The sequence below is a fragment of the Robbsia andropogonis genome (assembly GCF_000970345.1).
GTDB lineage: Bacteria > Pseudomonadota > Gammaproteobacteria > Burkholderiales > Burkholderiaceae > Robbsia > Robbsia andropogonis.
Window position 1 is genome coordinate 85,749 of the sequence record NZ_LAQU01000016.1, and the last position, 22,407, is coordinate 108,155.

General features: G+C 59.1%; 15 protein-coding genes and 1 pseudogene. 6 read left to right on the forward strand and 10 right to left on the reverse strand.

Features of this window, described 5'->3' with window-relative positions; all coding sequences use genetic code 11:
• Nucleotides 1–98: 98 nt before the first annotated feature.
• The 3 genes from WM40_RS15705 to osmF all read right to left on the reverse strand — a co-directional run bounded on the left by WM40_RS15705 (nt 99) and on the right by osmF (nt 3,334).
• Complete coding sequence (locus WM40_RS15705) at nt 99–800, reverse strand: ABC transporter permease (RefSeq protein WP_236693549.1); 702 nt, start codon at nt 798–800, stop codon at nt 99–101.
• A 159-nt stretch (nt 801–959) separates the two neighbouring features.
• Nucleotides 960–2,390 carry an ABC transporter permease gene (locus tag WM40_RS15710; protein ID WP_413783808.1) on the reverse strand — a complete coding sequence of 477 codons (1,431 nt, stop codon included), beginning with the start codon at nt 2,388–2,390 and terminating at the stop codon, nt 960–962.
• A complete protein-coding gene (osmF, locus tag WM40_RS15715) occupies nt 2,387–3,334 on the reverse strand; it encodes a glycine betaine ABC transporter substrate-binding protein OsmF (RefSeq protein WP_046153356.1) in 948 nt (315 codons plus the stop codon). Before osmF ends, WM40_RS15710 begins: the two co-directional genes overlap by 4 nt.
• 194 nt (nt 3,335–3,528) lie before the next feature.
• On the opposite strand from osmF, the gene WM40_RS15720 reads away from it, so the two are divergent.
• Nucleotides 3,529–4,485: a ketopantoate reductase family protein gene (locus WM40_RS15720; protein ID WP_046153317.1), complete on the forward strand. Its 957-nt coding sequence runs from the start codon at nt 3,529–3,531 to the stop codon at nt 4,483–4,485.
• Nucleotides 4,486–4,524: 39 nt separating this feature from the next.
• On the opposite strand, the gene WM40_RS15725 is transcribed toward WM40_RS15720, so the two are convergent.
• Both WM40_RS15725 and WM40_RS15730 read right to left on the reverse strand, forming a co-directional pair.
• Nucleotides 4,525–6,693 carry a TonB-dependent receptor gene (locus WM40_RS15725; protein WP_413783809.1) on the reverse strand — a complete coding sequence of 723 codons (2,169 nt, stop codon included), beginning with the start codon at nt 6,691–6,693 and terminating at the stop codon, nt 4,525–4,527.
• 312 nt (nt 6,694–7,005) lie between these two features.
• A pseudogene (locus WM40_RS15730) lies at nt 7,006–9,074 on the reverse strand (TonB-dependent receptor).
• Nucleotides 9,075–9,511: 437 nt separating this feature from the next.
• Here WM40_RS15730 and zigA point away from each other — a divergent pair.
• Nucleotides 9,512–10,780: a zinc metallochaperone GTPase ZigA gene (zigA, locus tag WM40_RS15735; protein ID WP_036012233.1), complete on the forward strand. Its 1,269-nt coding sequence runs from the start codon at nt 9,512–9,514 to the stop codon at nt 10,778–10,780.
• A 190-nt stretch (nt 10,781–10,970) separates the two neighbouring features.
• Nucleotides 10,971–12,230 (forward strand): MFS transporter, encoded by a 1,260-nt coding sequence (locus tag WM40_RS15740; RefSeq protein WP_024905085.1) that lies wholly within the window; start codon nt 10,971–10,973, stop codon nt 12,228–12,230.
• 29 nt (nt 12,231–12,259) lie between these two features.
• Here WM40_RS15740 and WM40_RS28005 read toward each other — a convergent pair whose 3' ends face one another.
• Entirely contained in the window at nt 12,260–12,967 is a 708-nt protein-coding gene (locus WM40_RS28005) for a lysozyme inhibitor LprI family protein (RefSeq protein ID WP_051504648.1), read from the reverse strand.
• Nucleotides 12,968–13,380: 413 nt separating this feature from the next.
• Here WM40_RS28005 and WM40_RS15750 point away from each other — a divergent pair, with 413 nt between their 5' ends.
• Entirely contained in the window at nt 13,381–14,355 is a 975-nt protein-coding gene (locus tag WM40_RS15750; protein WP_024905087.1) for a glycosyltransferase family 9 protein, read from the forward strand.
• 192 nt (nt 14,356–14,547) lie between these two features.
• Nucleotides 14,548–14,955 (forward strand): YunG family protein, encoded by a 408-nt coding sequence (locus WM40_RS15755; protein ID WP_051504651.1) that lies wholly within the window; start codon nt 14,548–14,550, stop codon nt 14,953–14,955.
• Nucleotides 14,956–15,294: 339 nt separating this feature from the next.
• Here the strand turns inward: WM40_RS15755 and norR are convergent, their stop codons facing one another.
• Nucleotides 15,295–16,899, reverse strand: a complete 1,605-nt coding sequence (norR, locus tag WM40_RS15760; RefSeq protein WP_046153318.1) for a nitric oxide reductase transcriptional regulator NorR — start codon at nt 16,897–16,899, stop codon at nt 15,295–15,297.
• Nucleotides 16,900–17,068: 169 nt separating this feature from the next.
• Between norR and hmpA the strand changes: the two genes are divergently transcribed.
• Nucleotides 17,069–18,244 carry an NO-inducible flavohemoprotein gene (gene hmpA, locus WM40_RS15765; protein WP_046153358.1) on the forward strand — a complete coding sequence of 392 codons (1,176 nt, stop codon included), beginning with the start codon at nt 17,069–17,071 and terminating at the stop codon, nt 18,242–18,244.
• Between the two features lie 107 nt (nt 18,245–18,351).
• Here the strand turns inward: hmpA and WM40_RS15770 are convergent, their stop codons facing one another.
• The 3 genes from WM40_RS15770 to araD all read right to left on the reverse strand — a co-directional run bounded on the left by WM40_RS15770 (nt 18,352) and on the right by araD (nt 22,323).
• The gene (locus WM40_RS15770; protein WP_046153319.1) at nt 18,352–19,671 is read right to left on the reverse strand and encodes an MFS transporter; all 1,320 of its coding nucleotides are present in this window, start codon (nt 19,669–19,671) and stop codon (nt 18,352–18,354) included.
• A gap of 102 nt (nt 19,672–19,773) precedes the next feature.
• Nucleotides 19,774–20,505 (reverse strand): ribonuclease activity regulator RraA, encoded by a 732-nt coding sequence (locus WM40_RS15775; RefSeq protein ID WP_024905092.1) that lies wholly within the window; start codon nt 20,503–20,505, stop codon nt 19,774–19,776.
• A gap of 45 nt (nt 20,506–20,550) precedes the next feature.
• Nucleotides 20,551–22,323: an L-arabinonate dehydratase gene (gene araD, locus WM40_RS15780; protein ID WP_024905093.1), complete on the reverse strand. Its 1,773-nt coding sequence runs from the start codon at nt 22,321–22,323 to the stop codon at nt 20,551–20,553.
• Nucleotides 22,324–22,407 lie beyond the last annotated feature (84 nt).

A 22,407-nucleotide genomic window follows, 5' to 3' on the forward strand; every position in this document is an offset into this window, starting at 1 on the left:
GCAGGGCCGCCGGTACACCCGGAAAAAGGCGGCCATCCTGCGACAACAGCACGCTCCAGGCGACGGATCAGGGGAAAAACGACTGTCCGGACGCCGGATCAGCGTACGGGCCAGCGCCAGCGTGCGAAAACACCGAGCACTTCATAGATAAGCACCGCCAGGGCCGCGATGACAATGGCACCTTGTACGATGAAGGCGGTATTGGATGTTTGCAATCCGGCAATGATCACATCCCCCAGACTGGAAGCCGCGACGGTCGAACCAATTGTCGCCGTGCCAAGGTTGATGACGACCGCCAGCCGGACGCCGTGAAAAATCACAGGCCCCGCCAGCGGTAGCTCCACCTGCCAGAGCCTTTGCCATGCATTCATACCCATGCCAAAGGCGGCTTCGCGCGTCGCCTCCGGAATGCGTTGCAGCCCGGCCAGCGTACTTTCGAAGACAGGCAGCAGCCCATACAACGTCAGCGAGAATAATACCGGCTTGGCGCCGAAACCAAGCGCCGGCACGGCCAACGCCAGCACGGCGACCGGCGGAAAGGTCTGCGCGATGTTGGCGATACTTCGCGCAATCGGCAGGAAGTCCGCGGCAGGGGCGCGCGTCACGATAATTGCCGCGGTGATCGCGGTGCATCCACCGATGGCGCTGGCCTCCACGACCAGCAGCAGATGGGCCATCGTCAGGTTCCAAAGGCTGTCGCGGTTGTAAATCGAGGGGGCGCCGTAGTCGGTGAGGGGCGCGAACCATGCCGCGAACCACTGCGGTTTTGTCAGGAATATCGCCAGCGCTGCAGCCAGCATCCCCAAGGCAGTCACGCGCAGGACCAGGACGGCCGTCGGCCTCACGCTCACGCGGGACGAACGGGCATGGGCCACATCGTCGGTATCGGTCTGACCGGAAAGGGTACGGGGGCCAGGGGGAGGCGTGCGGCGCGCGGTCATGGGCGACGATGGACGAGGTCAGTAAGGCGTTGCGGCGGCATCGTCTTGCGATGAGGAAGCCGCCGCGGCACGGTCGATGCGGTTATCGCTACTGCGACGCGAACCAGTGGTTAGATCACCATCGATGCGACTCATGTCCGCAAAAGCACTGAATAGGATTGATGCAAGCAACGCCAAGGCCAACGTTGGCATGGCGCCGAGCAAGACGAGGTCCGTGGCGGATTGCCCCAAGCCTTGGAAGATAAACGTGCCAAACCCGCCGCCGCCGATCAGGGCGCCCACAGCCGCCAGTCCGATGTTTTGCACCAGCACGATGCGAATGCCGCTGAGCAGCACAGGCAGGGCAAACGGAAATTCGATCATGCGGAGCCGTTGCAGCCGGGTCATACCCATCCCATTGGCAGCTTCAATCAATGTCTCCGGCACTTCGCCGATGCCGGTGACCACGCTCGCGGTCAGCGGCAGCAAGGAGTACAGGAAAAGGGCCAGAATGGCTGGGGCCATGCCGATACCGCGAACGCCGAGCGCAGCCATCGCCGGGCTATGCAGTGCGAGCCATCCAAGCGGCGCCATCAATAATCCGAAAAGCGCCATGCTTGGTATTGTCTGAACGATGTTCAACAGCGGCAGCATGAGGATGCGTAGCGCGGTGATGCGTGTGCAGGCAATCCCGAGTGGCATACCCACCACCAGCGCGGCGCCAACGGCGCCACCCACGATGCTCAGGTGGTGACGCGCTTCATGCCAGAAGGTGGTTGCCCGCGCGGCATATTCCTGTATCACGGAAAGGCGAGCCCAGGTACCAGCATGGAAAAGGAACGCGAGGACGGTGAGCACGCCGGCCAAAACAGCGAGCCGTTGCCAGGGAAGCAAGCTGTGTTTGGCCAGTGCATCGGTCACGAGGATCGAAAACGCGAACACCAAGGTCCACGCACCGGATCCCGGCGACACACGCGCAAACGTCTGGGTCGGGCTTACGAGCAATGCCGGCGCTTCACCAAGGGCGACGAGCACAGCCAGCAGCAACAACCCACCAACGGCGGCCCGTAGCCATGCCCCGCTGCGCAGGCATACGAATAGCAGGCACACGGCAAGGAGTACTGCTGTCAGGATCGTCGCGCCATGCCATGTGATGACGGGTAGGGGAGGCGGGGCCTGCGGCACCTGAAACAGGTTGCCGCCAGGGTCGGCCGAGATCGCGGCGGCTGCGTGATCGGAAAACGCTGGCGGCCAGGCGGAGGTCAAGGCCAGCAACGAGACCTCCTTGCCGGCGGCGATACGGTTTGCACGGAATAGCACGAAGGGCTGGCAAAATGCGGCGTAAGCGATAAGCAGTGTCAACAGCATGCCGACGCGGTCAAGCCGATCACGTGCGAATCTCGCCACCGCGGTTTGCGTGCGCGACCCGGACGCGTCGCGCCGCGTATTCCCAGGAACCGAAACGGTCACTTCAGCAGGCCCTTGGACTTCAGGTACGCGGCGGCGACGACTTCCGCCGGCTCGCCGTTGAGCTGTATGCGAGCGTTCAAGGCTTGTAGTGTCTTCAGATCAAGACCGGCAAATACCGGTTTCAGCCAGTCTGCGATCTGCGGATGTGCCTTGAGCACAGACTCCCGAATTACCGGCGCGGGTGCATACACCGGCTGCACGTGCTTGTTGTCGAGCAGGACGACGAGGCCGGCGGCAGCAATCCCACCATCGGTGCCATACACCATGGCCGCATTGACGCCATTGGTCTGTTCCGCAGCCGCTTTGATCGTGGCCGCGGTATCGCCCCCCGACAAAACAATCAATTGCGATGGCTTCAACGCGAACTGGTAGGCCTTCTCGAACGAAGGCAACGCAGAGGCACTATTGACGAATTCGGCTGACGCCGCCAACTTGGCATCGCTATCCTTGGCCCCGACCCACCGCGCAAAATCGTCGAGTGTCTTCAATTTGTGCGCACTGGCTGCCGCGCTGGTCACCGCAATACCCCAGGTATTATCAGCGGGAGCGGGCGTCAGCCAGATAAGATGCTGGGGTGCATCGAGTGCTTTGGCGGTGGTATAGGACTTCGCGGGATCCTTCCACGCTGGGTCTGATGCCTTGTTATAAAAGAACGCGGCGTTACCGGTGTATTCCGGATACACATCGATTTCACCGGAGACCAGCGCTTTGCGCACGATCGGCGTGGCACCCAGACCGATCTTGTCGTTGACGGGCACACCATGCGCCTGCAGTGTCAACTTGATCATGTTGCCTAGCAAGCTACCCTCGGTATCGATCTTTGACGCCACCGTTACCGGCGTGTCATCCGCCGCCACGGCCGACAGGGGAAATGCGCCAATGCCAGATGCGAGCGACAGGCTTAATAAGACAGCAGACAGGGTAAGACGTGGCCGTGAGGTCATACGCGCTCCTTCGATTTCGCCGATATATCCACCTATCTTATCCGACTTGGACGTCAAACCGCCGAGGGTACGCTCCTGTTCCCGCGGGCACGGCTTTGGCACCGCGGCGGGCGGGCAAGAAAAAATCATGCGATGATCGCGCAGGCATCGGGTTTCCGTCAGGGAAACCGCATTATCAGGATAATGGAGTCGACATGCGTTTCTTGATCATTGGGGCGGGCGGTCTGGGTGGATATTTTGGTGCGAGGCTGGTGCAAAACGGGGCGGATGTCACGTTCCTGTTGCGCGAGCGTCGCGCCGGTCAGATTGCCGCGAATGGGCTGTCGGTACGGAGTGCACTGGGTGACGTGACGCTGCGCGATGTGCGGACGGTCAGTCGGGCACAACTTGCCGAGCGCGGTGCGGATGCGTCGCCGTACGACGTAATATTGGTGGGCTGCAAGGCCTACGATCTCGACGACACGATGGCGTCGTTCGCGCCCGCGGTCGGCCCGGATACGATGATCCTGCCGATACTGAACGGGATGTCCCATGTCCAGGCATTGCAGCAGCGTTTCGGTCCGGTGAATGTGCTGGGTGGGTATTGCAAGATTTCCGTCGCGCTGGACGCCGATGGCACTGTTGTGCATTACAACACGGGCCATCAATTGGCGTTTGGCGAATGGAATGGTGACGTGACGCCGCGTGTACAGGCGTTGGCGGATGCCATGGCGGGCGCGAATTTTAACAGCACGCTGTCGTCGCGCATCCAGGGCGAGATGTGGGAGAAGTGGGTGCAGATCGCCACGCTGGCCGGCATGACCTGTCTGATGCGCGGCCCGGTAGGCACGATCATCGAGAGTGGCGGCGAGGCATTCGCATCGGCGCTATGCGACGAATGCCTGTCTATTGCCGTGGCAAATGGTCAGCAGCCGTCCGATGAGGTGGTCAGGCGTATCCGCCGTACCGCAACGGACCCTACATCGACCGTGACGGCGTCGATGTGCAAGGATCTGGAGCGAGGCGCGCAGGTGGAAGCGCAGCATCTGATAGGCGATTTGATCGCGCGTCGCCCGGCGCATGCGACCTCGCTGACTGTGGCGACGCCCACGCTGCTGGATGTGGTTTTCCTGCATTTGAAAACTTACGAACGACGGCGTTTGGCCGTCTGACGTCGCGTGGTGTGCCACCCACACTGGTCAAGGAAGCGGTCAGAACGTTGTGCGTAAGCCGACGGTTGCGCTGCGGCTCATTTGGGGCGCGATACTCCGTACGACCGAGCTGGCGTAGCGAACCGTCTGGTTTGTCAGGTTGTCGCCGCGTAAATAGGCCAACCATTGCGTGCCGCCAACCTGGAAGCGATAGGTCAACGACAGGCCCACCGTCGTATAACCGCCGGTAATCGTGTCGTTTTTCGGCACCCGTGATTGCCCCCGCGCATGTATCACCGTTGCACGCGCACCGAATCGACCGTAGCCATAGGCAGCGCTCATCGTGATTCTCAGTGGTGAAATGCGCGGCAGGGGCTCACCAGTGGCAGCATTGCGCGCGCGCGTGTAGTCTGCGCCAAAGTCGAGATCCACATGATGTGGCCCGCGCGTGAAAACCCGTTTGGTGACACCGGCTTCCACCCCGTAGAATTCCGCCCGGACGCCCCGATACACCGCTTCGGCGAGTGATGGCGTGGCGTGATCGCATTCATGGTGATGGTGATCATGCGCGGCGTGGACATGCGCATGACCGTGCCCATGTCCATCGGCTATCTGTCTGCCCGTGGTGTATTCGGCCAAGTAATTTGAAAAGCGGCTGTAGAACACGCCAATGCTGGCTTTGTCCTGGCCGCTCGCGAAACGGAGGGCAAGATCGGTGGAGACCGATTTTTCTTTTTTCAGGTTGGCATTCCCGCGCAGATACTGGCCGGTTGCGTCGTGGGGACCATTCGCGTATAGCTCATAGAATGTGGGTGCGCGCTCGGAATACGCAAGGGATGAGGCGATCGACCACGTCGGCGCCAGATGATATAACGCGCCGAGCGAAACGCTGCCGTTGGTAAATGCGCGCTTCGATGCCCGGGAAAAACGCCTGTCGGTGGATGCGGCTGGTGACAACGTCACCCGTTCTATTCGACCACCCACGCTGAGTTTTAGTCGATCCGTCGCCTGCCATTCCTCGATACCGAATAGCGCCACGTGCGCGGTGCGGGTGGTTGGCACCATTGCGTGCGCGCCTGTCGTTGCGAACGTATATTGTCCAAACTGCATTCCTACCGCGCCATTGACCGGCCCGATAGGACGATGTCGCGCTTCCATGCGTGCCTCGTATCCTCGGTTTCTAAACACGCCGTGTTCACGGTTGTTATCAAGCTCCCGATGCAAGTAGTCGGTGGCGGCAATGTCGATTTTCAAGCGCGTGAAAGGGCCGGAGAGATTGCGGAACTCGGATGCCCACGCGACGCGATCCTGTCGCATTCTCAGGCGTACGGTTGGTGCGGCAACCGATCCGTAGTGCGACTGATAGCCGTTGTAAGCCAAGCCCGCATAGCCATCGGCCCAGGTAACCGAGCCGCCGACACTGCCGCCTGACCATTGACCGTCGCTGTTCGGCAGCGTGCCGTTGGGCTGTGGCAGCGTCCTGGCATCGTCGGCGCGCTGTGCCGCGCTACGCGCAAAGCCCGGAATGCGCTGATCAGCCGACTTGCGGGTAAAGACATCCGCATGGAAATTCAGGCGACCATTGCCCGCTTCGATTTGCGCGGCACCGGCACGGGCGCGGTTACCCGACGTATAGTTGACATCGGTGATGCCGGTCACGCCGTCGATGGGTGCGCGTGGAATGCGATTGTCGATCGTATTGACCACGCCCCCCATGGCATTGCCACCGTAAAGAAGCGCGGCCGGTCCACGGACGATCTCGATCCGTTCCACCGAAAGCGGGTCCTGTGGCACCGCGTGATCGAAGGAAAGTGACGATGCGTCGAGGGCGGCAACGCCATTTTGCAGGATACGGATACGGTCCCCATCCATTCCGCGGATGATAGGGCGCCCCACCATTGGACCATAGCTGGTCGTAGAAATGCCGGGCAGACCGTTCAAGGTTTCACCCAGGGAGTGCGTTGCGCGTACCAGCAGAGTATCGCCGACGATGGCGGTAGCCGGTGAAATCAGTGCATTGTCACCCAAAGGATTCGCCGTCACGAAAATGGGCGACATATCCGGTTGGAGGGCCGTGCCCGCTGCCATGGTCGCCGCGTATCCCGGCGTTTTCTCTTCGCGCTCCTCCTGACCCGCGGTCGTCTCGGTTGCAGCGACGGCCCCCATGGGTCCCGACAACAGCAGGGCAACGGCAACACCCATGGCGGGAGAGGCGGTGGTTGACGGCATGAGACGCATTCCTTTCTTCGATCGATTCGGATAAACAATACGCAACCGATGAAGGATATGCATCCTGGCCGAACGTTATAAGATAACGTTCGGAGTGCATAGGAAAACATCCGATAGAAAATCGGAGGTCACATCTCACCTGTTGCCCGCGAGGGGCATCTTATAGCAAGGCGTGCGGTGAAGGTCCAACGTCAGGGCGATTCAGACTATCCTTCGTCTCTGTTGATTCGCACCAGGAAATAGCGTTTCGCATCTTCGACTTCTCGATATTCCGCGTTGGCCGGGCACGTGTGGTGCCCGGCCATTGGATGATCAGAATGTGGTGCGCAAACCCACGGTGACGCTGCGCCCCATCTGCGGCGCGATTTCGCGAACGACCGAGCTAGCGTAGCGCACATCCTGGTTCGTCAGGTTATCGCCGCGTAGATAAGCCAGCCACTGCGTGCTGCCAACATGGAAACGATAAGTCAGTGACACGCCAATGGTTGTGTATCCATCGGTAGGCGTGTCATTGGCAGGCACGCGCGCTTGACGCCAGGCATGGACCACGGTTGCCCGGGCACCGAATGGACCATAGCCATACGCGGTGCTGAACGTGACGCGCAATGGGGCGATACGTGGCAAAGGTTCACCATCATCCGCGTTTCGTGCGTGCGTGTAGTCGGCGTCGATGTCGATGTCCACATGGTGTGGGCCGTTTGCGAAGACGCGCTTGGTCATGCTCGCTTCCACCCCGTAGAACTCGGCACGCACGCCACGATACACCGCTTGGTTCAGGGCGTCGGCGGTACCGTTGGCCACGATCGCGCCGTCGTCGTCGACTTGATTGCCGGTGTTGTATTCGGTCAGGTAGTTCATGAAGCGGCTGTAGAACACACCGACGCTGCCTTTGTCCGGCCCGTTTGCGTAGCGCAGCGCCAGATCTGTCGACACCGATTTTTCTTTTGCGCATTGCCGTTGCCGATCAGGTACTGGCCGGTGGCGTCGTGCGGCCCGTTGGCATACAGCTCATAGAACGTGGGCGCGCGTTCCGTGTAGGCGATATCGGCGGCAACCGCCCACGCCGGCGTCAATCGATACAGTCCCCCAAGCGAGACGCTGCCGGTCGTGAAGTTACGGTCCTCCGCGCTGGCAAACCGCTCATTTCCGGCCGCTGTGGGTGACAGCATGGTGCGCTCGACGCGACCGCCCAGGCTGACCTTCAAGCGTTGCGTGGCTTGCCATTCTTCGAGTCCGAACAGGGCGACGTTCGTCGTGCGCGTGGTGGGCACCAGTGCTTCGTCGCCGAGCGCCGAGAATGTGTTCTGGCTGAATTGCACCCCTATCGCGCCATCGAAGGGCCCGATCTTTTTATGTCGCGCCTCGATCCGGCCTTCATAACCGTGATTACGGAAAGTCGTGCCTGTAACGCCATCATCGATCTCTCGATGTTCGTAGTCGGTATAGCCGAAGTCGAATTTCACGCGCTCGATCGGGCCCTGCAGGTTCCTGACCTCGGACGCAAACGCAACGTGGTCCTGATGCATGCGCAAGCGCACCGTGTCCTCGGCCACGGAGCCGTAGTCTGATTGGAAGCCGTTATAGGAAAGACCGGCATAGCCATTCGCCCAGGTATAGGAGCCGCCTACCGCGCCGCCGGACCACCGTCCGTCACTATTGGGTAATTTGCCGTACGCTTGCGCTGTGTCAGGATCGTCCTGCGCACGTTGCGCGGCACTGTGGGCGTACCCCGGAATGCGTTCGTCGCTGGTCTTTCGCGCGAAGACATCGGCGTGGAAGTTAAACTGCCCGTTGCCACCTTCGATCTGTGCGGCACCGGCTCGCGCCTGGTTGCCGGATGTGTAGTTGACGTCGGTGGTGCCCGTGACGCCCTTGATCGGCTCGCGTGGAATACGATTGTCGATGGTATTGACGACGCCGCCAATGGCGTTGCCGCCGTACAGCAGCGCCGCGGGACCGCGAATGATTTCTACGCGCTCGACGGAGAGCGGGTCCTGCGGTACCGCGTGGTCGTAAGAGAGCGACGATGCATCGTATGCCGCCACGCCGTTTTGCAGCACGCGGATACGATCGCCGTCCATGCCGCGGATGATCGGTCGCCCCACCATCGGGCCATACGTCGTGGTCGATACACCTGGCAGACCATTCAACGTTTCACCCAGTGAACTGCTGTTGGCGCTGCGCAGCGTCAGTGCATCGCCGGAGACCGCGGTGGCCGGCGAGATCAATTCGCTGTCGCCGAGCGGATTGGCCGTCACGAAGACCTGCGATTGTGCTGTGTCGCCAACCGTGCCGGATGCGTCCCGTGCCGTGGCGGTGGTCGTGCCGGTCGTGCTTGTATCGGCCGCGTGAACGCTGGCGGCGTGTCCGGAAACCAACAGTGAAATAGCAATGCCGACGGCAGCGTGAAGGGGCGTGGGACGCGGAAAGAACGGGGTGGTCACGATGGGCTCAGTTTTCGATGGTTACAAAAATGCCGATGCGCCGACGACGCCGATGCAACAAATCCAGACCGAGTTGTGAAATGTTATATCATTTCAATTCGTGGGCCAGTTTTTTGCCCGGGGGCACACGCATGTGGCGCCCACGAGAATCAAGGTTGCCTATGGCATCTTAAAAATTCGTAAGGCAGACCAGCGCGTGATTGTTTCTCGACGCACGTCAAGCGAATGTAATAATATAACATTTCATTACGCTGACAATTATTTTCTTGGCCACCACGCGCGCGCATGGTGGCGGTGCTGCCACAAACCGTTCTCTCCTTACTAAGACCATGTCTTCTACACAGCATCCCCGCCGGTCATCCGGTGCCGCGACAATGCCAACACCGCTTACGGCTGATATGGCGGCAGCAGACCTGCGTCTGCCGGTAACTGTTTTATCCGGATTCCTCGGTGCGGGGAAAACTACCTTGCTGAATCACATCCTGCATAACCGCGAAGGGCGTCGTGTCGCGGTTATCGTCAACGATATGTCCGAAGTCAATATAGATGCGGCTGTCGTGCGCGGCGATGTGGTGGCTGCCCGGTCGACCGAGGCAGCGGAAGCACTTGCAGACGGCACCATGCCTGCGGTGAGCCGGACGAGCGAAAAGCTGGTGGAAATGAGCAACGGGTGCATCTGTTGCACACTGCGCGAAGATTTGTTGGTCGAAGTGGGGCGCCTTGCGCGTGAGGGACGTTTCGATCAACTGGTAATCGAGTCAACCGGGATCTCCGAGCCGTTGCCGGTTGCGGAGACTTTCACATTCGCCGACGAGCAAGGTGTGAGCTTGTCCGACATCGCGCGGCTTGACACCATGGTCACGGTTGTCGATGCGTGCAATTTCCTGCGCGACTATGCGTCGATGGACAGCTTGCGTGCACGCGGGGAGTCGATGGGAGAGGATGACGAGCGGACCGTCGTGGATTTGATGATCGAACAGATCGAGTTCTGTGACGTACTGGTGGTCAACAAGCTGGATCTGGTGGATGACGCGCAGCAGTTGCAATTGATCGGCATCTTGAAAGCATTGAACCCGCGCGCCCGAATTGAGGCGGCCCAGTTCGGACGCGTGGCGCTGGAGAAGGTGCTGGACACGGGGTTATTCGATTTTGAGGAGGCGAGCCGCGCGCCGGGATGGTTGCAGCAGTTGCGCGGTGAACACGTGCCGGAAAGCGAGACGTACGGCATAGGCAGTTTTGTTTACCGCGCGCGGCGGCCGTTTCATCCAGAACGTTTCTACAACACACTACAACGCGAATGGCCGGGCGTGGTGCGTTCAAAAGGGTGGTTCTGGCTGGCCAGTCGGCCCACGCTGTGTATGTCGTGGTCCCAGGCCGGTGCGGTCTGCCGTCACGGCGAAGCGGGATTGTGGTGGGCAGCCGTGCCGCGCGAGCAGTGGCCCGACGATGCCGAATCACGCGCGTCGATCGATGCCGATTGGGAGGCCGACGTCGGTGATGCCCGACAAGAGATCGTTCTGATTGGCACCCATCTCGATCAGGCCGGACTGCGCGCGATGTTGGATCGCTGTCTGCTCGACGATCGCGAGATGGCGAGCGGCCCGCAAGCGTGGCTGACCTATCCCGACCGATTCACCGGATAGTCGGCGGGACTTTGCTGTAGTGGCCTGACGTTGCTGAACGTCACGGATATCACATCCGCATCGATCCTGGCTCGCATGAAAGTAGCCGCCGCCGTGACGCGGCGCCGCAGTACAATCATGGAAGGTTTTTTTGATATATACGCATCGCGTTTAGCGAGGGCGTGATCTTTCACTTCCAAACGGTTGTTTCATGCGAGAGCAGTTGGATGGCGGCACCCGTGCGATGGCATTGCTTCGTCACCCCGCATTCCGTCGATTCTGGTGCGCTCGTGCACTGACGTCGCTATCGTTTCAGATGCTGTCTGTCGCCATTGGTTGGCAGATGTATGCGTTGACGCATAGCGCGTTCGCATTAGGCATGGTCGGCTTCTGTCAATTTCTGCCGATGTTTCTACTGACCTTCGTCGTTGGGCATGTGGCGGATCGCTACGACCGGCGACGCATCGCTGCAATCTGCCAGGCGCTCCAAGGCGTTGGCGCGGGTGTGGTCGGCCTTGCGAGTGTTGCCGGGTGGCTCACGCCAATCGGTCTTTTCATGCTTGCCGGGTTCGTTGGCGGCGTTCGCGCTTTCGAGTCACCTTCGCTATCAGCGCTTCTGCCGCGTCTGATCGAACGGGCGCAACTCGCTAGTGCCACGGCGTTTTCCGCATCGGCGAATCAGGCGGCGCAAATTCTGGGACCGGCATTTGGCGGCTTGCTGTATCTGGCCGGTGCTCCCACCGTATACGCGGTCTGTTGCATGTGCTTTTTCGGGGCGGCAATCTGTGTCGGCGGCATTCGCACCTATCAGGGATCGGCGGTGGCGGCAAAGCCGAAGTTCACGCTGGCGTCGCTGTTCGGTGGGCTGTCGTTCATCCGCCGCGAGAAGGTGATTCTGGGGGCATTGTCATTGGACTTGTTTGCCGTCCTGTTCGGCGGTGCGACTGCGTTATTGCCCGTTTATGCGCATGATGTTCTGCACGCCGGCCCGATCGGTCTGGGCGCGTTGCGCTCGGCGCCCGCGGTAGGGGCGCTGCTGGGTACGATATGGCTTGCGCGGTCTCCCTTGCGCGACAGGCCCGGGAGGACGATGGTGATCGGCGTAGGCGTTTTTGGCGTGGCGACGGTCTTATTCGGCATATCGCATGACTTTGTGCTGTCGCTAGCGGCGCTATTCGTGTTGGGACTGGCCGATACGATCAGCGTCGTTGTGCGTACGGCGCTGGTGCAACTGCGGACACCCGATGACATGCTGGGTCGCGTCAGCGCAGTGAACTCACTGTTTATCGGCACATCGAATCAATTGGGCGAATTCGAATCAGGCGTTGCTGCCGCATGGCTGGGCACGAAGGCGGCGGTGATATCCGGCGGCATTGCCACCCTGGTCGTGGCGGTGCTGTGGCCGAAATTGTTTCCGGCATTGTATCGGACGGGATCGCTCTATGATCGACCGAAGAATGATGCTATCTGATTGATGCGATTCTGCAGGGTGTTACTGTATTAGAACCCGACGAAAATGCCTACCGTGCGTGCGGTAGTCCGTCCACCCTTGTTGATAAGACGAAGACCCGGCGAATCGTCGGTCGTCGATGTCGGAGACGGGAGAGCGGGTACCGAAGCCCAATTGGTTGGCGGCAAAGGCAAGATGTCATTGCCTGTCACGGTATCGATGAATCTTCCCGTCACGCCGATCGGCATCACGCCTTTAGGCCGGCCCTGGAAATTCGGGGGCAGAGGCCCCACTGGTGCCTGCGTAAGGTTCACCTTTTCTACCTTTATCTCGGATTCTCCCACTGCCGTCCCGGCCGAATGCGAAAGAGACGCTGCATTGCTCCCGGACACGCTAGTCGTCATTCCGAGCGTTCGTTTTGTCTTCACCATACCACTTTCGCTTTTTATGATCGGCGAGGACGCAACGGTGGCATTCGCTCCTGCGCTGCTGACGATGTCCGCTTCCAGTTCCGCGATTCGGCGCTGGTACCAGTCTTGAACACATCCATTATCTCGGCAATGCGTTTGTCGCCACCGCCACTCATGATCACGAACCGCCGCGATCGCACGTTTATCCACGGCTGTGGCATAGGCCGTCGCGTAGCGCGACGCCAAGGTATCGTCCAATGCAGATAGGTGCGAGTCGCGACAAACGGCCTTCTCGGAAAAGGAAGCGGCGTTATTGCAGTTGAAACTGGCAGCGTGCACCGACGTCATGAGGAGCACGCCAAGGAGCGCGCCGATGCATCGTACTGGAACAGCAATTGGTGAGCCGTGTGTCATGGTGATCGACCTTGCCGGTTGCGCGTGGTGTGTATCTATGTGTCGCTGTAAAAGCGATTTTTTAGTGCGCCGTTCACTGGCCTCGCTTTCCGCGTTGTCTCGGGCGATTGCCAGTCGCCCGCCGAGTCAAGTTTTTAGTAGACGCTAGTGTCTATTATTTTATATTTAGACAATATTGTCTAGTCCGTGCGCGACGCATCGGACGCGGTCACTTGCTGCCGTGTGCCGTTGCTTGTTGCTAAGTTGCGACGACATTAAATGTCTGACCCGGAAAGGCGACAAATTGGTCTAATATATTTCTAGACAATTTTGTCGCATTGAAGCGTGCGGACGGGGGAAAAATGTCAATGACACGTGCTTTGGATCGATCGCTCGATAAACCGTTCGAGATGGGGGCGAAGTATGTGTTCGTGATGTCGCCGCGTCTCGGCGATTCGCTGATTTCGATGGTGATCGTAGAAAATTTTCTGCGACGCGGCCACTTCATAAAAGTCATCAGTGATCAAATTCATGCGTTGCGACAGTGGTTTCCAACGGTCGATGTAATGCCCGTCCCGGATGAAAAGGACATGCCTGACGCTTTTCGAGATTGCGATGTCATTCTCCATGCCTATGACGCGGACAGATTAGCTGGCACGCCGGAGGGGCCGGCGCGGGTCGTGGTGATGGACGAGTGGCCCGTATATCGACAAGTAAAGAACATGGTCGATATCCAGATTGATATTTGCAGGGAACGCTTTGGTATTTCAGATGCGATTCGTTCGAACGGCATGAAAGTGCCTGATCAGCGACGATCGTATCGCGACTCGAATCTTGTATTGATCCACCCCGTTGCGAGCGATCAGCACAAGAGTTGGCGGCCGCAGCGTTTCGTCAATGTGGCGCTTCAACTGCAGCGCCGCGGTTTTTCCCCTGAGTTCCTTGTGCCGCTCTCAGCGTTGTCGGATTGGCAATGGGTGATCAGCTATGGCATTCCGCTGCGCGCTTATCCATCGTTGCATGAGGTAGCTGAACGCGTTGCGATGTCGGCATGGGTGATAGGTAACGATTCAGGCATCGGGCATCTGGCCTCCAGTCTGGGCATTCCAGCCGTTTCCCTGGCCATGCGTCGGAGTATTGCAAAACGATGGCAACCGGGCTGGGCGCCCTCGACGGTCATCGTGCCGCCGCAACTGATGCCGGGACGGTTTTTAAAAGAGAAAACGTGGAAATACCTTCTCATGCCGTCGCAGGTACTTACCGCTTTTGATCGACTTCGGGAGGAATGTGCGGCCAGGGCGTCGGCGATGCGGCTGAATTCCGCAGGCACGCTTGCAGAGTAGCGCCGTGCCGCGTGAACAGAGGGATGCGATAGGGCCGTGTCGTCATTGCATTCCGCCGGTGTTATATGATGACGTGCTTTGCATTATTGCTTGGCACCATGCATTTGCCGATGGAAAGTGGGATATGGGCATACGGTGATACGCCTGGTTTTTATTGGCAACGTTCTTACTACCTATCAGGAGCGCGCCGCGATGCAACACGACGGTACAAGAATAGACGCGGGATCGACGGCCGAAGCGTCTAAGCGGGTCTTTGCAACGCCGCTTGCGCTATATCGTGTTTTAAGGCGGCTATGGGCGGCTGATACGGCAAGCCCGTCAGGTGCGTGGGCGTTGGCAAATCCCGCTCGGAATCATTGCAGTGTCACCTCGCTGCTCGTACAGGATCATTTCGGTGGTGCGTTGCTGAAAACGCGGACTAGCGGTGGTACCCATTTCTACAACGTGATTGATGGAACCAAATGGGACCTGACTGTCTCGCAATTCGCTGAACCGATTCCCTATGAGGACTTGCCTGCCACGCGGGACGAGGCACTCGGCGATTGTTCCGTTGCCAAATACGAGTTGCTCGCCGGGCGCTTGACAGCGGCGATGGGATAAGCGTTGCGCGGAAAACTGGAAGCCAGCCTGCATATTATGAGATAAGTCCGTGCGCCGCACGGCGTTTTCGCGGCGTGATGTAAGCGTGGCACTTGAGCGATCTTGCTGTACATTCGGCGGCGAAGACGCTTTTTCTAAAATTGTCGGGGTGACGGCCTAGTGCGTCGATCAGTAAATCTCAGGTGACATTCGCTGCAGCAACTTTTCCACAGGTGCAGTGGATAACTCGGACGTTCAACAGTAAAAAATGCCGAAAAATCAATGGGCCTACCGGTCGCGTTAATTTTTAGTCATCGCTTCGTAACAGAACATTTCACAAAATGCCTTGCATGGAAGAATTTATTTGAGCTGTAGCCGTTTTGCCAATCGATTCAAGTTTGCGCGGTCGATGCCAAGCGTGCGGGCCGCATCCGCCCACTGCTGATCGTGGCGAGCCAAAGCCGTGAGTACCGCGCGTTTTTGAAATGCGTCGGTCGCCTCGCGTAGTGACATGCCAGCCGCTATTTGATTGTTGGTAAAGGCGTCGACGCAATCGTCGGGAAGTGCTTGCTGAGGCGACCGGTTATCTTCACTGGCGACGTCACCTGCCCGCCCATCGATATCCAGTTCACTTACGTCAATGACAAGCATCGACGGACGCGCTACGGCATGGCGTGTTGCACGGGACAGCGACTTCAGTGCCGCCCGGCCAATCATATGCTCAAGTTCACGCACGTTGCCGGGCCAGTCATGGCGGAGAATGATTTGTTGCGCCGCCCGGCTCAGCCTGATGCTTCGTAGACCTAACCGACTGCGGTTATCTTCGAGGAAATAGCCGGCCAACAGCAACGCATCATGACCCCGCTCGCGCAGTGCCGGTACATGCAAAGCGTACACGGCAAGCCGATGAAACAAATCTGCACGAAATCGTCCCGCCCTTACTTCGATGGCCAAATTACGATTTGTCGCCGCAAGCACTCGGACGTCTACCCGATGCTCTCGATCGGAGCCAAGGCGTTGTAACTGACCTCCTTGCAATACCCGCAACAGTTTGCCTTGGATCGAGAGCGGCAGTTCACCCACTTCGTCGAGGAACAAGGTTCCCCCGTCCGCCAAGTCGAATTTTCCGCGACGGTCGTGTTGGGCACCAGAGAACGCGCCGCGGACATGTCCGAATAATTCACTTTCGACCAACGACTCCGGTAGCGCGGCGCAATTCAGGCTTACCAACGGTTTGCCTTGACGCAGCGACCGCCCATGTAGCATCTCGGCGACACGCTCCTTGCCCGTACCCGTCTCGCCGGTAATCAATACAGTCAAGTCACTCGGCGCAACGGTGTCAATCTCTTCCAAGAGAGCGTGAAACGCGCGGCTCTGACCAAGCATGCCAGGCCGACGTTGCGCGAGCGCGGCTTGACGATAAAGCTGTGCGGCCTGCTGCTCATCCACGACACGCTGTGCCAACGTGGCAATACGTTCGTTGACGAGGACCGTTGCAGCGGCCAATGCGGCGAATGCGGCCAATGTTTCCAGGTCCGCGGCATCGAATCGACCCGCGTTCAGTGCATCGAGCGTCAATACGCCCCACACCGTGCCGCCGCCATCGATCGACAGACGGCAGCCGACGCAGTCGTGTACAGCCAGTCCCACACCGCTATCGATCAATCCGTCATAAGGATCGGGTAACGCACTGTCAGGCGCAAACCGATAAGGGCCCTCAAAGTCGATCAATGTTCGGAGGCGGGGATGCTGGTCGAGCGGGAAATGGCGTCCCATCGTGTCCGGACTCAACCCGCGAGTTGCCACCGGTGTGAGCGTTTCGCCCTCGCGTCTTAACAGTGCAATCGCATCGCATGGAAGCAGTGCGTACAGTGCGTCGAGCAGACGCGAGAAACGATCGTGTTCGCTCAGTTCCTTCGTCAAATCTGTTATCAAGGGCAATAAAGTTTTGAATAGAAGCGTCATTGCGAGGTGTAGTCAAAAAGACTGCATAAATGCATTCTTGGTCATAAAGACCACGTTACATGGTTGGGTCAATATGACTATATTACATACAAGTTGCTGAAATATATGAATTTATATTGTGGCACGGTCTGTGTTTATGACATGCATACAACCATTCAGGAGAATGACAATGCTGACTCCAGACCAACGCGACATCGTCAAGGCGACGGTGCCTCTACTGGAAACCGGGGGCGAGACGCTTACGCGGCATTTTTACGAAATGTTGCTACGTGAACATCCGGACGTTCGTCCGTTCTTCAATCAGGCGAACCAAGTGGATGGTGCTCAGCAACGTGCACTGGCGCGGGGCGTTTTGATGTACGCCCGGCACATCGACAACCTTGAAGCGCTCGGGCCGCTGGTGTCGCAGGTCATCAACAAGCATGTATCGCTGCAGATACTGCCGGCACATTACCCTATCGTCGGTGCCTGCTTGCTACGCTCGATACGGGAGGTGTTGGGTGCGGAAGTCGCGACCGACGCGGTTTTGGATGCATGGCGCGTCGCGTACGGACAATTAGCGGATGTCCTGATACAGGCTGAGGAAGCGCGCTACCATGCGAATGACACGGCGCCTGGAGGATGGCGCGGCGCGCGCCGCTTCGTGATCTCGAAGAAAGTGCCGGAGAGTAGCGAAATTACATCGTTCCATCTCACGCCCGACGACGGGCTGCCGGTATTAGTGCACGCGCCTGGGCAGTACATTGGTTTGGTGCTTGATATAGAAGGTCAATCGCACCGTCGTAACTATTCGCTTTCCGCCGCGGCGGATGGACGGCAACTACGCATCAGTGTCAAGCGTCAAGCCGGGGGTATCGTATCGACGCATCTGCACGAGCACATGCAGGTAGGCGATGTGCTGAACGTGTTTCCGCCATCGGGCGAATTCGTTTTGCGAGATGCGGCTCGACCATTGGTGCTGTTGACCGCGGGAGTAGGGATCACCCCGGCTATTGCGATGCTTCAGGCGGCCCCAGCCGATCGTGAGGTTATCTTCATTCACTGCGCGAGGAATGGCGCGGTACAGGCATTTGATGCATGGATTCGGGAGCATGGCGCCGGGCGCAGCAACTTCCGCTATCACGTTTGTCTGAGCGACCCCGCCGACTGTGACAAAGCTGATGCGCGAGGCATGCTCGATCTCGATAAACTGGCTGGATGGTTGCCCGCGTCCCGCGATATCGACGTCTACTTTCTTGGTCCTGTCCCCTTCATGGCAATGGTGAAGCGCCATCTCACCGTTCTCGGTGTACCGGAATCACAGGCATTTTTTGAATTCTTCGGTCCTGCGGCACAGCTCGCATAAGGCTACGTGCGTTGCCAAGGGGCGCCTTGAAAAGCGAAGCGCGATGCGTCGCGACGAAACGTGCCGTGCCATTGGTTCCACAGTGCAAAGCGGCGGCGTCAATAGCGCTAACTGGTGGGCAGGACGCCGCGCCCGCGGCGGATCAGCAAGATCGCCGTGACGATCGCGAAAATCATCAGGCATGTGGCAGGCACTAGCATAGGCGCCTTCGCGCTGCCGCTGACTTGGCGCACCCACGGCACGATATTTTGCGCGATGAAGCCGCCGATATTGCCAAGCGAATTGATTGCTGCAATTCCCGCTGCCGCACGCGCACCCGTCAGAAACCGCGGCGGCATCGTCCAAAACAATGGCAACAGCAAATAGAGGCATGGTGCGCCAAGGCATAACGCGACGAAGCGTGAGGTATTGGTAGGAAGGAACACGCTACCCAGAAAGCAGATCATGCCGAGAATTGCCGAAATCAGCATGGCCGGCCCGATGCGATCTCGGCCATCGGTCTTCGCCCGCAGCCTTGAAGGAACGGTGGCCAGAATGATCGTCGCGAGCAACCAGGGAGCGACGTTCAACATGCCGTTGGTGGTATTGCTGACACCAAAGCCCTTGACGAGTGTCGGTAGCCAGTAGGCCACACCGTACACAGAGATGGATAGCATCATGTAATAAAAGGCCATGCCGATCACCCGTGCCTCGGTCAGCACTTGCCAGACATGCACGTCCGTTGTCTCTGCTTGCCGAACCTGCGCGCGCTCGGCTTCCAGAGTTGTTTCAAGCCAGCGTTTTTCTCCCTCACTGAGAAAGCGTGCCCTTGCCGGCGATTCAGGCAGGCAGTACAGCACCACGACGGTCAGCAGAACCGATGGCAGGCCGGTCACCACGAATACCAACTGCCAGCCCTCCAGGCCCAGGAAGCCGCCCTTATCCAGCAGCCAACCGCAGATTGGCGCGCCAATCATATTGCCCATGCTGCTACCCAGCGTGAAGTAGCCAAGCATGCGCGCACGGGATTGCGACGGGAACCACAGGGTCAGGTAATAAATAACGCCCGGATACAGTCCGGCTTCCGACGCGCCCAGCAGGAAGCGCAACACATAAAAGGTGGTGGCGCTTTTGGTGAAAGCGAGCAGGATCGTCACCACTCCCCATGTGAACATGATGCGCGCAATCCAGCGCGCCGCGCCGTATTTGTGCAGCATCACATTGCTGGGTACCTCGAACAGTAGATAGCCGATGAAGAACAGCGACGCGCCCAGTCCATAGGCGGTCTCGCTCAACCCCAGGCTGCCAAGCATTTGCAGTTTGGCAAAGCCGATATTCGACCGATCAAGGTAGGCCACCAAGTAAAGCAGCCCCAGCAGCGGCATTAGCCGCAATGCCAAGCGATTGATCAAACGTCGGGCGTCAATCTGCGGAGTGGCGGTGTTCACAAAATCTCCTGCACGATGAGGGGCGCGACTCCCTCGCTTATGGACCACGACGATTACCGTCAAAGCCGGGGCGTATCTGCGCCAGCGGTGCTGCCGCGTGGATCAGCGCTGGGTCTTCCAGACTTGGTAGGCTGCCAGTGTTTCGTCGTTAGGCGGATAGTTGCCCCGCAAGGGCCGACCTTCGGCGATCCGCGACGTAATGAACGCCTCCATTAGTTCCTGCTCGCCGGCATCTCGTGCGACCTCTTCCGCCATTTCACGCGGGACGATCACGACGCCGTCGACATCGCATACGACAATGTCGCCCGGATACACTGCCACGCCTCCGCACGCAATCGGCACGTTCTGGTCGACCGCGTGATGCCTGGCCAGATTCAATGGCGCACTGGCGCCGGCGCACCAGAGCGGTAGACCCAATTCAGCGATCGTGCCGCTATCGCGCACGGGGCCATCGGACACCATGCCTGCCACACCGCGTTTTGCCAGGCGCAATGCCAGAATGGACCCGACCGAGGCGACCGATGTTTCACCACGGCAATCCTGTACCAGAATGCTTCCTGGCGGTGCGCTTTCCACTGCTTTGCGTTGCGGATGATCCGGGTCCTGGAAAATACCGACGTGATCGATGTCTTCGCGCGCGGGTATATTGCGCAGCGTAAACGCGGGTCCGACGACATTGGGTGTGCCCGGCGATGGCGGCACCAAGGGGCGTACCCCTTGCAGGAAGACATTGCGCAAGCCACGCTTGAACAACTGCGTGGTCAGCGTTGCGGTGGAGACATGACGCAGCTGTTCTAGCGCGGCGTCGCTGACGGGGATATCGGATGAAGTCATGGTGTTGTTCGGTTGAATGAGCAGGTCGCCAATCGGGCGGTAGTCTTAATGGATTTCTGGCTCATCGCGTGCGCCGTGTTGCAGCATCTCGTCGGTCGGGATGGCCGTTACTTTCACGGGTTCCTCCAGGAAATCGAAGTCGCATCCCTTGTTCGCTTGGGTGACATGGATTTGATGCATCACGCCAAAGCCGCGCTCGAACGGGCGCTTTGGCGCGACCCAGGCTGCACGGCGAGTAGCCAATTCGGCGTCGCTGATGTCCAGATGCAGACGCCGCTTCTCTACATCCAATTCGATAATGTCGCCATCCCTGACGAGCGCCAGCGGACCACCGACGAATGATTCCGGTGCCACATGGAGCACGCAGGCACCATAGCTGGTGCCGCTCATCCGCGCGTCGGAGATCCGCACCATATCGCGCACGCCTTGCTTCAGCAGCTTTTGCGGGATGGGTAACTGGCCCCACTCCGGCATGCCTGGTGCGCCAACGGGTCCGGCATGCTGCAGCACGATGACCGAATGTGGGGATACGTCGAGGTCATCGTTGTCGATGCGTGCGGCCATGTCGTTGTAGTCCTTGAAGACCACGGCAGGTCCACGTGCCTTCAATAGATGCGGTTCAGCCGCCGCCGGTTTGATGACCGCACCGTCGGGCGCCAGGTTGCCGGTCAATACGGCAAGGCCATCGCGTTCGAGGACGGCATTGTCACGTTTGCGTATCACGTCGTCATCATGGATGTCGGCGCCGGCGATGTTGTCGGCAAGTGTCTTGCCATTGACGGTCATCTGCGTACCATCGATCAGATCGCCCAATTCCACCAGTAGTGCCCTCAGGCCGCCGGCGTAGTAAAAGTCCTCCATCAAATATTTGCCGGCTGGGCGCAGGTTAGCCAGCACTGGCGTGATGCGGGACAATTCATCGAATCGCGATAGCGTCAGTGGAATGCCGGCGCGCCGCGCGACGGCGACCAAATGGACGATCGCGTTCGTCGATCCGGACATCGCCAATACCGTGGTGATCGCGTTGTCAAATGACTTCGCCGTCAAGATGTCGGATGGCTTCTGATCAGTCCAGACCATTTCGACGATGCGCTGACCCGTCAACGACGCCATCTGTGCATGGCGCGAGTCCGGCGCCGGAATCGAGGAGTAGCCCGGCAGGATCATGCCTAATGCTTCGGTCGCGCTGGTCATGGTCGAAGCGGTACCCATCGTCATGCAATGACCGGGGGAACGCGCGATACCGCTTTCGATGCCTTTCCATTCATCCTCGGTGATATTACCGGCGCGCAGGTCAGCCCAGTATTTCCACGTATCGGAGCCGCTCCCCAATGTCCGGCCGTTCCAGTTGCCACGCAGCATCGGTCCCGCAGGCAGATAGATGGTCGGGAGATCCATGCTGATCGCGCCCATCAGCAGCCCCGGCGTGGTCTTGTCGCAGCCGCCCATCAACACACAGCCATCGAACTGATAAGAACGCAGTACTTCTTCCGCTTCCATTGCCAGGAAGTTGCGATACAGCATCGTCGTTGGTTTCTGGAATGGCTCGGCGAGCGTCATCACCGGCATTTCCACCGGGAAGCCGCCGGCCTGCCAGATGCCACGCTTGACTTCTTCAACGCGCTGTTTGAAGTGGGTGTGGCAGGAATTGACTTCGCTCCACGTGTTCAGGATCGCGATCACCGGCTTACCCATGTAATCGGTGGCGTGATAGCCCATCTGCGCCGTTCGCGACCGATGACCAAATGATCGCAGGTCATTGACGCCGTACCAGCGATAGCTGCGGAGGTCCTCAGGCTTCTTTCTATTGGTGGTCATAACATGTCTGTCTGGCGAGGAAGAGAAGCGATGGTAGCGTTACCATTCCATATTGATAAAGGTGGCATATGTCTTCACCGATGG